Origin of the sequence: Saccharibacillus brassicae, assembly GCF_006542275.1 — a bacterium.
GTDB classification, from domain to species: domain Bacteria; phylum Bacillota; class Bacilli; order Paenibacillales; family Paenibacillaceae; genus Saccharibacillus; species Saccharibacillus brassicae.
Genome location: NZ_CP041217.1, coordinates 2,738,235 through 2,750,548 on the forward strand (window position 1 = coordinate 2,738,235; position 12,314 = coordinate 2,750,548).

At 60.9% G+C, this 12,314-nt stretch carries 10 protein-coding genes; 4 read left to right on the top strand and 6 right to left on the bottom strand.

Annotated elements, in window-relative coordinates; genetic code table 11:
• Positions 1-26: 26 nt before the first annotated feature.
• Complete coding sequence (locus FFV09_RS11495) at positions 27-488, top strand: GNAT family N-acetyltransferase (protein WP_141447952.1); 462 nt, start codon at positions 27-29, stop codon at positions 486-488.
• Between the two features lie 193 nt (positions 489-681).
• Positions 682-1,968, top strand: a complete 1,287-nt coding sequence (locus FFV09_RS11500) for a galactokinase (RefSeq protein ID WP_141447953.1) — start codon at positions 682-684, stop codon at positions 1,966-1,968.
• Between the two features lie 82 nt (positions 1,969-2,050).
• On the opposite strand, the gene FFV09_RS11505 is transcribed toward FFV09_RS11500, so the two are convergent.
• The 6 genes from FFV09_RS11505 to FFV09_RS11530 form a co-directional block, all read right to left on the bottom strand.
• Positions 2,051-2,761: an ABC transporter permease gene (locus FFV09_RS11505; RefSeq protein WP_141447954.1), complete on the bottom strand. Its 711-nt coding sequence runs from the start codon at positions 2,759-2,761 to the stop codon at positions 2,051-2,053.
• Positions 2,762-2,784: 23 nt separating this feature from the next.
• Positions 2,785-3,696, bottom strand: a complete 912-nt coding sequence (locus FFV09_RS11510) for an ABC transporter ATP-binding protein (RefSeq protein WP_141447955.1) — start codon at positions 3,694-3,696, stop codon at positions 2,785-2,787.
• A gap of 81 nt (positions 3,697-3,777) precedes the next feature.
• Positions 3,778-4,422: a TetR/AcrR family transcriptional regulator gene (locus tag FFV09_RS11515; RefSeq protein ID WP_141447956.1), complete on the bottom strand. Its 645-nt coding sequence runs from the start codon at positions 4,420-4,422 to the stop codon at positions 3,778-3,780.
• Positions 4,423-4,543: 121 nt separating this feature from the next.
• Entirely contained in the window at positions 4,544-5,578 is a 1,035-nt protein-coding gene (locus FFV09_RS11520; RefSeq protein ID WP_425472298.1) for an NAD(P)/FAD-dependent oxidoreductase, read from the bottom strand.
• Between the two features lie 28 nt (positions 5,579-5,606).
• Positions 5,607-6,659, bottom strand: a complete 1,053-nt coding sequence (locus FFV09_RS11525; protein WP_141447958.1) for an ABC transporter substrate-binding protein — start codon at positions 6,657-6,659, stop codon at positions 5,607-5,609.
• A 123-nt stretch (positions 6,660-6,782) separates the two neighbouring features.
• Positions 6,783-8,435 carry an AraC family transcriptional regulator gene (locus FFV09_RS11530; protein ID WP_141447959.1) on the bottom strand — a complete coding sequence of 551 codons (1,653 nt, stop codon included), beginning with the start codon at positions 8,433-8,435 and terminating at the stop codon, positions 6,783-6,785.
• A gap of 174 nt (positions 8,436-8,609) precedes the next feature.
• Between FFV09_RS11530 and FFV09_RS11535 the strand changes: the two genes are divergently transcribed.
• Both FFV09_RS11535 and FFV09_RS11540 read left to right on the top strand, forming a co-directional pair.
• Positions 8,610-9,458 (top strand): aldo/keto reductase, encoded by an 849-nt coding sequence (locus tag FFV09_RS11535; RefSeq protein ID WP_141447960.1) that lies wholly within the window; start codon positions 8,610-8,612, stop codon positions 9,456-9,458.
• Positions 9,459-9,642: 184 nt separating this feature from the next.
• On the top strand, positions 9,643-12,078 hold the full coding sequence (locus FFV09_RS11540; protein ID WP_141447961.1) for a polyprenyl synthetase family protein: 2,436 nt from the start codon (positions 9,643-9,645) through the stop codon (positions 12,076-12,078).
• Positions 12,079-12,314 lie beyond the last annotated feature (236 nt).

Sequence of the window (12,314 nt, forward strand, 5' to 3'; positions counted from 1 at the left end):
CAAACGAAGCGAAGGGGCGATTCTCCATGAACGAGTACGAAACGAATGCCGATCAGGTCGAGATTATGCAAGCTTTGCCCGAGCATTTCCCGCAGTTGGCGCAGCTCTGGCTCGATACGTCGCTCGCGGCGCATGCTTTTATCGATTCCGCGCATTGGACGACGAACAAGCAGGCGATGGAAGAGCGGTACCTGCCCGAATCGGACGTCCAGATGTGCCTGGAAAACGGCGAGATCGTCGGTTTTGCGGCCGTGAAGGAGAACCGCTTGGCGGCGCTGTTCATCGACGAATCGCGTCAGGGCCGGGGATACGGACGGAGACTGCTTGATCGGGTAAAAGAAGGCCGGGATACAGTCACGTTGAACGTATACGCGCAAAATGCGCAGGCCGGCGAATTCTACCGCAAGCAGGGCTTTAAGCTTGAACGCGAGCAGGTCGATGCTGCCACGAACGAACGCGAATACGCGATGGTGTGGAACCGGGACTGAATTTTTCCGCTTTGAAGGCGCTCCTTCCCGGAGCGCCTTTTTGCCGTGCAGCCGAATGACCAAGCCGAAAAAACAGGCATGTTGGCAATTTGCCCTGTATGCGTATTCAAAAATGTGTCATATTGAAGAGGTGGGCGGATAGATCCGCTTCCTTAACCGGCTTGACCTACCCCGTATTCAGGAGGAATTTGGTATGACGAATGAAACTAACCCGGCTGTTCTGCACACGCCGGAGATGATCTCCGCTTTGACCGCGCTGTACGGCGCAGCCAAGCTTGACGAACAAACGGTGCGCTACCAAAAAGTGCTGGACGCGTACGCCGACACCTACGGACCGGAAGCGGTGCGGCTGTTCAGCGCGCCGGGACGGACCGAGATCGGCGGCAACCATACCGACCATAACCACGGCAAAGTGCTGACCGGCAGTATCGATCTCGATACGATCGCCGCGGCGGCGAAGACGGAAGAGAACGTCATTACGCTGCGTTCGGAAGGCTACGAGCGGCAGTACGCCATTGATCTAGATCAGTTGGAGATCAACGCCGAAGACGACGGGACGGCGGGCTTGATCCGCGGCATCGTCGCCGGCTTCGCCGAACAGGGCTACCGGACCGGCGGATTCCGCGCCTACGTCTCGAGCAGCGTGTACAGCGCTTCGGGGCTCAGCTCGTCCGCTTCGTTCGAGATGCTGATCTGCACGATCCTCAGCGAGTTCTATAATGAAGGAAGCTTGGACGCGGTGCAGATCGGCAAGATCGGCAAATACGCGGAAAATAAATTTTGGAACAAGCCGTCCGGCCTGCTGGACCAGATCGCCTGCGCGCACGGCGGCCTGATCTCGATCGACTTCGAGAATCCGGACGAGCCGGTGATCGAGCCGGTTACGTACCGTTTCGATCAGGACGGGTATGCGCTCGTGATCGTAAATACCGGCGGCAACCATGCGGATCTGACCGAGGACTACGCAGCCGTTCCGCGGGAAATGTTCGCGGTGGCGGAGCTGCTCGGAACCGAGTTCTGCCGCGGCACGTCGGCGGACGAACTGTACGCGCGCCTGCCGGAAATCCGGGAAAAAGCCGGCGACCGTGCCGTGCTTCGCGCGCTGCACTTTTTCGAAGAAAACGAGCGCGTAGACGGCATGCTGGAAGCGCTGCGCCGCGAAGATCTGCAGGCGTTCCTGCCGCTGATTACGGAATCGGGCAATTCGTCGTGGAAATGGCTGCAGAACGTCTATCGTCCCGCAGCGACGAGCGGACAGGAAGTGGCGATCGCGCTGGCGATCACAGAGCGCTATATCAAGCAGCTCGGAGCGGGCGCGTGCCGCGTACACGGCGGCGGATTTGCGGGCGTGATTCTGGCCGTGCTGCCGCAGGATGCGGTCACGGCGTATCAAGATCTGATCCAGCGCACGCTGGGCACGGAGTCGCTTGAGATCCAGGTCCGCGCGCACGGCGCCGTCTGCCTGGATCGAGTGAAGTAGCCTTCAATACACGCTAAAAAAGAAACGAGCCGCCGAAGAGATTCGGGAGGCTCGTTTTTTACATTCCGTCTTGTCCGTCGAATTACCGCTGGTCCGCTCGTTTCCACCAAGATATCGTCCCGAACGCACCAAGCTCAAATACCAGGATCAGAATCACATAACTGGCTGTACCCAGCGGAAACAGCGTCAAGCCGCTCATCGACAGATGCAGTGCCGGAATCGACCAGGGCAGATAAGGGCCGAGTGCGGTCGGTCCTGCAGTCAGGGCGACCATCAGCGTGGTGAACGCGTAAGCGATCGGAACCAGATAACCGCGCGAGATGCTGGCCAGCAGCGCGATCGGCGAACAGAGCAGCAGATGAAACACGGCTATCAGCAGCAGTTCGACGAACTGATGGGCGATAATAGGCCAGGAAAAACCGGGAACGCCGATGAACAAGCCGATCAGCAGCGAGAAAGCGAAGATCGTCAGCGCGGCGACCAGCCACCAGAACGCGATAACGACAGCCTTGGCGATCACAAGGGTGGTGCGCGAGACTGGCAGGGCCAGCAGATCTTTCACGGTCCGGTCCGTATATTCCCTCCCGAAGGTCCAGGCGGTAATCGTCCCGAACCCCATCAGACCGAATACGGAAGCGAACAAGAAGGTCATGCTTCCCAAATGCTCGTTCCAGTCCGCTCCGCCGGAGCGAATGCCGGTCACGAACAACAGGAAGACCAACATCCCCCACAATACCGGTGAACGGCTCAATTTTCGATTTTCCACGTAAACGGCATTCCCTAATAATCTCATATTGGATATCCTCCCTACAGCCATTATTCGCTTACCCGCTGTAAAAAATACGATTCAAGCCCTTCTTCTTCAACCGTCAGCCCGGCCAGTGAAAGGTTGGCGTCCACCAGCAGCCTGGCTACCCGTTCCGGCTGCCGGATCGCCTGTTCGTCCGCAATCTCGATACTGCCTTCAGCCGAGATTTGCGCACGGTAACCGGCTTCCAGCAGCAGTCGATTCGCGGTTTCCCCATGATCTTGAACCTTAACCATCAGCCGTTTACGCCGAAGCTGCTCGAATTCCTGCGAGCTGATCTCTTGAATCAGTGTGCCGCCGTGAATGATGCCGATCCGCGATGCCAGCTTGGACATCTCTTCCAAAATGTGGCTGGAAATAAATACGGTCATCCCTTCCTCCCTGGCCAAGCGGCGCAGAAGTTCGCGAACCTGAACGATGCCTGCCGGGTCGAGCGCATTGGTGGGTTCGTCCAGAATCAGAACGGAGGGGTTATGGATCAAGGCTTTGGCCAGGCCAAGCTTCTGGGCATTGCCGAGCGATAGATTTTTGGCTTTGGTATCGGCATAAGGCGTCAGCTGCAATTTTTCGATGACGGATTCGGTCGCGCTTTTTGCCGGCAGACCCCGCAGTCTGGCGATCAGCCGTAGATTGTCGCGTACCGTAAAATTCGGGTATGCATAAGGTGTCTCCACCATGTAGCCGATCTGTCGCCACAGATCGGGCTTGGCTTCGATGATGCTTCGACCGTTGATATAGGCGGCTCCGGAAGTCGGCCGAATCATGCCCAGCAGCATACGGATCGTCGTCGTTTTTCCGGCTCCGTTCAGACCCAGAAATCCGTAAATTTCTCCCCGGTGCACATTCAGCGATACGTCCTGCAGAACCGAATGGGCGCCGTACCGTTTGGTCAAAGATTCCGTGCGAATGATCTCCTGCATCATCAACTCTCCTTTTTTTTATTTCATTTACCGAACGTTCGTTGAGTCAAATTGTCAAAAAAAGAAGCACCGAAGTGCCGCTTATTCGCTGATCGGTTTGGCCCACAACTCCATGTAGAATTGCGATAATGTCCGGGCTTCCTCCTGCTCCATGCGGTTTCCCCTCAACAGCTGCTGGATCACGGTAAACACGATATGCGCCAAAAACTGCGAGGAAGCGAGCGAGAAATCCATGTACCGAATATCGCCCTGCTCCGCGCGCTGCGACAGATAATCGGACATCGCTTCGAACGGAAGACGGGTGACGCTGTCGAGCGCTTCTTTCTGTTCGTCGCTCAGCAGAGAGCGCTCGCGAAGCAGAATCTGGAAGTAGGCTTGGTCTTCCGTCAATTTCTGCGCCAGTCCGACAATCAGTTCCGTTAATACATGGGACAGGGGCAGATCGGTTTTTGCAAAAATCTTTTGAAAAAACAAAACGATGCCGCCGATCCGTTCTTCCTGCGCCGTTTGCAGCACGGTGGTCAGAATTTCGAATTTGCCGCCGGGAAAATAGTGATACGTCAGGGCATCCGCCATGCCGATCGCTTTATTCAGCTCGCGCATCGATACGGCATGATACCCTTTGCTCGCAAAAAGTTGCTTGGCCGTCTGGAGGATCTGCTGTCTGCGATGTACAGCTTGAAGATCTCGACTTGTCATACGTTTGCCGGGCTGTTTCGATTCCATAACCGTTCCTCATTTCACTAAACGTTCGTTGAACCAATAATAAGCGCGTTTGCCGGCAAAGTCAAATCCAAAGCAAAAACAAGCCGGACGTTGAACCGCCGGCTTGTGCATTGGAATGAAATCACAGAGGCTTCGATGCCGCCAACGCCCGGTTCAACTCGCGGAACCGGTCATGATGCGACGACACGCCGGCCATTTTGCTGGCGTTCGGATCGAGGTACAGCTTGGCGTGGTTGACCGCCAGCACGGCGTCGTTGAATGCACCGGCGATCAGGCGCACCTTCGTGCCGAAGGTGACGAAGTCGCCCGCGCCGAACACGCCCGGAATCGACGTGGCCATGCTGTTGTCGACCGTCACGCCGTAATCCTGCCGCTCCAATCCCCATTCGAGCAGATGTCCGTAATTGCGGCTGAAGCCGTGGTTGACGAGAATTTCGTCCGCTTCGATCCGCATTTCGGCGCCGGTCTCGGCATCGGACAGCTCGACGGCATGGATCCGGTCGCCTTCGCCGATCAGGCGGGAGACGTTGAACGGCGTGCGCACTTCGGCGCTTGCGTACATACGCGTTACCTGGCGCTCCAGCGCGTCGAACTCGCGGCGCCGGTGGACGACGGTGACATGCGAAGCATAGTCCGCAAGTTCGACGGCCCAATCGACCGCGGAATTGCCGCCGCCGGTCACCAGCACTTTTTTGCCGCGAAAATGTTCCAGATCGGTGATCGTATAATGCAGATTCGCCAGTTCGTAGCGGTCGGCGCCTTCGACGGCAAGCTTCTGGATCTGCGTGATGCCGCGTCCGGCGCACATCAGGAGCGTGCGCGTGAGATGCAGCTCGCCCGTATCGGAAGTCAGCATCAGCACGCCGTCTTCCCGCCGCTGCAGGCCGCGAATCTCCTGTCCGAACACGATCGTCGGATCGAAAGTCCGCGCCTGCCGCTCCAGATCGAGGATCAGCTGCTCGCAGCGGATCGGGTTGACCCCGCCCACGTCCCAGATCATCTTCTCCGGGTACATGCGCATGAATCCGCCGAGCTCGTGCTTGGCCTCGATCAGCTTGGTGCGCATCTCGCGCATGCCGGCATAGAAAGAAGCATACATGCCCGCCGGGCCGCCGCCCACGATCGTCAGGTCATAAATATCGGTCATTGCGTTCACTCTCCTATTCGGCCGCGGAAGCGTGCCGTCATTGTAGGGCCGTCAGCCGCTTTACCAGTTCGTCCGTGAAGTTGGCGTACCCGATCGGGCCTTCGCCCTGCACCAGATCCTGCGTCGTGACCGGAATGACATGGCCTTCCTTGACCGCGCGCAGGCCTTTCCACAGGCTGCTCTTCATGAGCTGGTCGTAAAATTCGGTGCCGTCTTCGCCGTCGACGACCCGCTGCTCCAGCAGGATGTAGTCGGGATCGATCTCCGGCAGAAATTCGAGCGAGAACGGGGTGAACCAGTCTTCGGCGCCGGCAATCGCCGGCGGCACGTTCAGGCCGAGATCGTGATACAGCAGCTTGATCGCGCCGCCCCGCTGCTCGTCGTCGCCCAGATAGCGGTACTGCTTGGCTTCGACGCGCAGCACGAGCACGGTCCGGTCGCCGAGCGCCTGCTCCAACTGCGAAGCCGCTTCGGCGGTCTTCGCGTGGTAGGCGGCCATCTCGGCGTCGCTCTCGCTCTGCTTGTCGAACAGCTGCGCAAGCTTCGGCATCGATTCTTCCATGCCGACGGTCGAATCGAGCGCGACGGTCGGAGCGATCTTGGTCATCTGCTCGTACGTGCTCTCGTCGACCGAGATGCCCGGCGCGACGATCAGGTCGGGAGCCAGCGACAGCAGCAGCTCGAAGTTGTGTTCGTACTGCGGATATTCGATGATCTCGACGCCCTGCTCCTGCAAATACTGCGTGCGGTATTCCGGCTCGACGCTGCTCGTGTACAGCACCATGTCCGGCGCTTCGCCCATCGAAGCCAGGTATTCGGCGTAGCGCGAACTCGTCACGAGCACGCGCTGCGGATCGGCCGGAATACTCACTTCGCCGTACAGATCCGTATAGGCGCGGGGCGAAGCTTCCTGCGCGGGCTTCGCTGCGGCTTTGTCGGCGGAGACTGTATGGGCCGGCGGCGCGGCTGCGTCCGGAGAAGCCGCGTCCGCGGAAGCGGAAGGCGACGCCGGACTTGCATCGGTCGAGCAGGCGGCAAGCGTAACGGCCAGGAACAACGTTCCGAGCAGGGGAATCAAGCGTTGGGACATAGGGAATCTCTCCTCGTCTTCTGTGTAATAATGATAATCATTGTCATTTACACAGCATAGCAAAGAGAAGGAGAGGGCTCCATAGTCGAACGTGCGAAAAGAATAGGACGATTGTGCGCGGGCTCAAGACTGCGCATGCGCGCTGCCGGTCAGGCAGGCGACGACGTAAGCGATCAGGGCGGCATGTCCGGTCGTGCCGAGCCCCGCGGCCCACAGCCGCGTATCCGCGTCGTAGACCCGGCCGCGGCGAACGGCGGTCAGCTGCGGCCAGAAGGAGCTGCCGAGCAGGCGCTCCATGTTCTCGTCCGCGGCGCCGGCTTCCGTCAGGCGATTCTCGACGAACAGGTAATCCGGATCGAGCCTGGCGAGCCGCTCCGGCGCCACCGGATTGAACCAGGCCTGCCCGGCGTCGAGGGCGGCAGGCAGGGACAAGCCGAGTTCGCGGTACAGCACGCGCGAAGCGCCGCTCGAATGCGCGCCGAGATAGCGGCAGCCCGTGCGTTCGACGCGCAGCACCATGACGGAGGCGCCCGGTTCGAGCGCTGCGGCGAGTTCCTGCCGGGCCTGCGCGGCTTCGGCATCCATCTGCCGCAGCCGTTCGGCCGCTGCGGCTTCCCGGCCGAACAGGGCGGCGAGCCGCTCGACCGTGCCGACGAGGTCGGGCGAGATCCGCACGAGGGCGGGCGCGAGCGCGCGGAGCCGATGGAGCGTATAGTCGTCCGTCGGTCCGCAGAGCAGCAGTTCCGGCCGGGCTTCGCGGATCGCATCGATCTGCAGCGAATGCTGCGGGGAGCGGATCACGCGCACGCCGTGCCGCTCGAACCGCTCAAGCTGCGCGGCGGGAACAAGCTCCGGGGTGAGCGCCACGCTGTGGGGCGTCACGCCGAGATCGAGCAGAATCTCGGCGCCGCGGGCGGACGTGACGCAGATGCGGCGGGAAGAGACCGTGCCCGCGTAGTCGCGCGGCGCACAGCGGGCGAATTGTTTGAAGCGGCGGCTGAAGTACGACGCGTCTTCGAAGCCGACCCGCGCCGCGATCTCGCGGGTGGGCAGGCTGGAAGACAGCAGATGTTCCTGCGCGCGGTAGATGCGGTACGCGGACAAATAGTCTAGCGGCGGCTGTCCGGCATAGTCGCGGAATTTGCGCGAGTAATGCCACGGGCTGAGACCCGCGATGTCCGCAAGCGTCTCGCGGGTCAGATTGCGGGCGTAATGCTGGCGGATATGGGCCATCGAGCGGCGCAGCCCTTCTTCGGTGCCGTCTGCGCCCGCGCGGTTCTCCGGCCGGTAGAACGATTCGATCAGCGTCAGCAGCAGCCGCTGCCGGCGGATCGCCTGCCCGGCGCTGCCTCCTTGGCCGCGCCGCAGTTCGCCGCTCAGCTCGGCGAGCGTCTCCGCCGGCACGGAAGACAGCTGGAAGCTGTCGCCGGAAGGCAGCTCCCAGAAGCGCGGATGCAGCTCCGGCGCTCCGCCTTCGTCGCCGCGCAGCCCGTACAGGCGCACCGCGATGACCCAGCCTTCGGCGCCTTCCGCCGCGCTCGAAGGCGCTTCGATCCGCACGCCTTCGAGCGCGGCGAGAGCTTCGCCGGAGCGCAGCGTCACGGAGCGGCCTTCGATGCTCCAGGCCATCGCGCCCGTGCCCAGCAGAAACAGGAAGTTCGTATCCAGGTTGCGCGCCTGCGGCGCTTCCGCCAGCCAATCGGACAGCCGCCAGCAGCCGATCCATTGAAACTGCACCGGAACCGATGCTTCGCCGTATTCCAAAAAATTCGTCATGGAACCTTCCTCCTGTCCGGGCTTTAGCCTGCCGCGGCGACGGGCATGTTCCGGCCCGGCTGCGGCATTTCGATCTTTTTATCATAAAGGCGCATACGCTCCAGGCCAAGCACCGATTTTGATCGCCGCGCCCAAAAGTGCTATCGTAGAACCATACGAGAGGAGGGCTTTTTCATGTCAACGCATATTCCGAACATCCGCCTGAACGACGGTCTCGACATCCCCGCGATCGGGCTCGGTACGTACTCGCTGAACGGCTTTTCCGGCGTCGAATCGGTCAAAAGCGGTATCGAAGCCGGCTTCAGGCTGATCGATTCGGCTTTTAACTACGAAAACGAAGGAGCGGTCGGCCGCGCGGTGCGCGAAGCTTCCGTTCCCCGCGAACAGCTGCGCATCTGCTCCAAGCTGCCGGGCCGCCACCACGCGTACGACAAAGCGCTGCGCACGATCGAAGAATCGCTGCTGCGTACCGGGCTCGACTACTTCGACCTCTACATCATCCACTGGCCGAACCCGAAGCAGGGCAAATACGTGGAAGCGTGGCAGGCGCTGATCGAAGCGCGCAAGCGCGGTTACGTCCGTTCGATCGGCGTGAGCAACTTCCTGCCGGAGCATAACGAACGTATCATCCGGGAGACGGGCGTCGCGCCGAGCCTCAACCAGGTCGAGCTGCACCCGTACTTCGAACAAGCGCATCAGCGCGCGGAAGACGCCAAGCACGGCATCGTCACCGAATCGTGGAGCCCGCTCGGCCGCGGCAAAGGCGACGGCGTGCTGGAAGACTCGGCGGTGCGCGCGATCGCGCAGGCGCACGGCAAGACGCCGACGCAGATCGTACTGCGCTGGCATACGCAGCTGGGCGCCGTTCCGATTCCCAAAGCCGGCTCGCGGGAACATCAGCAGGAGAACCTCGACATTTTCGATTTCGAGCTGAACAAGGAGCAGATGGCCGTCATCTCCGCGTTCAGCCAGGGCAACAAGCGGTTGTGGGATCAGGACCCGGCGGAATATGAAGAGTTTTGAACGGAATCTTGGCGTGTCCGCAAACCCTGCTCTCCTCTTGGAGAGTCGGGTTTCTTTGTTGAAGGGCGGAGCCGGTTTGCTCTTTTTACCGAGAGGCAGGCCCGGAAGTGTAACCCAATCCCCCGACCCGCCGTATAACCCCTAACGATTTCATACACGACACAAAACCTAAGGGGAATGACCAATGAGTTCGACATCCGTAACTGTAGACCCGGCCGAGCCGATCGATCCGATCGAGCGTCGGGCCAAAGAAGCGTACCGCAGGGCGGAACGGCGCGCGGCGGAATATCTGGAAGAGCTGATCGCGAGCGTGCGGGGGAAAACGTACGCGGCGGCGCTGACGGAAGATTTTCGCATGTGGAAAAAGAAGCACGTCCGCCCGTGGCCGGCGCGTCTGCTGCGCGGCGGCGGGAGTCCGGACAACCGCGATTACGACCGCTACCTTCACTGGATGGAGACGGCGGGCAAGCTGGACGATTACCTGGAGCGCAGCGTGTCGTATCTGTATATGCGCGATCTCGGCCGGGCGCTGAACGATCCGGATACGCAGCGGCGGGTGCGCCATACGGCGGCCGGACTCAAGCGCTCGCTGCTCAGCGGCGGCGATCCGCAGGAAGGCATGCCGACGGACGGTTTCGACACGGCGGCGCTGTACCGATGGGGGCAGCAGGAAGGAATCGAAGACGCGGTGATCTGGATGATCGCCAAGATGAAGCGGGTATCGGAGAACATTCCGGAAGGGCTCAGCGCGGAACACGCCCAGCGCAAGCTACTCAAGATCATCGCCGGCGTCGTGCTGCATACGCGCGAAGAAATGGACGAGCGGACGCCGAAGGCCGAACGCTCGCGCCGGCTGGACGAAGCGGTACGGCTCGGCTATTCGTACGGGCTGACGTATCCGTTCGTCGACGACCTGCTCGATTCGACGCTGCTGACGGACGAAGAGAAAGAGCGGTATTCGGACCTGATCCGCGGCGCGCTGCTGAGCGGGGCGGTGCCGAAATGGGACGAGTGGAACCATGCTTTCGAGAGCGACGGCGGACGCAATCTCGACCTGATCCGGTATATCCACAGCGAACTTGGCGAAGCGTTTTTGTATATCAAAAGCCGGCAGGCGGACGGGCTTGGCAGTTTGTTTTTCGAGCAGGCGTACGTCTTTTTCGAAGCGCAGGACACGGATCGGCGAAAAGTGCTGGCGCATGACGGTTACGACAGCCGCCAGCTCTACGTCCCGGTCATCTTGAAGTCGTCCGGTTCGCGCCTTATCGCGCGTTCGGTCGGTCAGGAAGGCGAAGACGGGGGATTCGAGCGGCGCACGTTTTTCTACGGCATCTACAACCAGCTCGCCGACGACTTCGCGGATCTGTTCGACGATCTGGAAGCGGGCGCGGTGACGCCGTACACGTATTATTGGAAGCATCGCGGCCAACGGCCCGATCTGCAAAGCCCGTTCGAGATGTATTGGGGCGTTATCGCCTACCTGATCCGCGACGTATACGACGGCGACGCGTATACGCGCGAAGTGCTGCTGGACCGGGCGATCAACGGACTCAAGCGGGCGCGCCAGCGCCTCGGCATTCCCCGCTACGAAGAGCTGATGAACGTGCTGGCTGCCGGCATGCCGGAGCTGAACGCCGTCATTCAGAACATGGTGCGCCGGGCGGAAGACGTCGAGTTTTTCGACAAGCTGCTGCGCGACCGGATGCTGACCGAGATGAAGCGGGACCGCGAAGACCGCGAACGCTTCCGTACGCTGCTGAGCGAAGTGCGCGCGGAGATCGACGCCTCGCTGCCGATCCCGTCCGACTCGAACGTTCCCCACGTCGGCGACTCGCTGATCGACGCGGCCAACTACAGCCTGGCGGGTTCCGGCAAAAGGCTGCGTCCGGTGCTGGCGCATCTCGTAGCGACGGAAGGCTACGGCCTGGAAGCGGCCAAGCTGCGCCCGCTGCTCAAATCGCTGGAATATCTGCATACCGCGTCCCTGATCTTCGACGATCTGCCTTCGCAGGACGACGCGGATACCCGGCGCGGCCGGCAGACGCTGCATACGCGCTACGACGGCGCGACCGCCGAGCTGTCCGGGCTGCTGCTGATCCAGCAGGGCGTGCGCGAACAATCGCGCCTGCAGGGCTTCAAGGCGGAGACGGTGCTTGAGCTGATGCACTATTCGGCGCACAAAGCGGAAGAACTGTGCATGGGCCAGGCGCTGGACCTGAAGTCGCGGGGGCGGAAGCTGACGCTGGAACGGCTGAACGAGATCTGTTTTTACAAAACGGGGGTCGCGTTCGAAGCGTGCCTTATCATGCCGGCGATGCTGGCGAACGCGCCGCAGGATCAGCTCAAGCTGCTGGAGAAGTTCGCGTATCACGCGGGCATCGCGTTCCAGATCCGGGACGACCTGCTCGACGCCGAAGGCGAAGCGCTGCTGCTCGGCAAGCCTGCCGGACAGGACGCCGCCAACGGCAGTTCGACGTTCGTGACCGTACTCGGCCTCGGCGGGGCGAAGCGCGCGATGTGGGATCACTACTGCGACGCCGCGGATGCCGTGCGGGAGCTGCCGGAAAGCCTGCGGTTCCTGAAGCATCTGCTGGATTATTTGGTGCAGCGGGAACGGTAAGGCCGGGCGGGGCTGGACGAGATGAAGCGAGCCGGGCCGGGTCGGTTCGCATTGGATCGGATGAGAAAAGAGTACAAAGAAGCGTAGATCAAAAGACATGGAAAAAGCCGTTTGGTCCCGGGACCGGGCGGCTTTTTTTGTGCGTTTTGCCTATTCACCGATACTCGCTGCCGCAAACCCGTTCGAACATCCGCTTTTTTTGCCGAAAAAAAGGTCCAAATCGGATAATTCAGGGA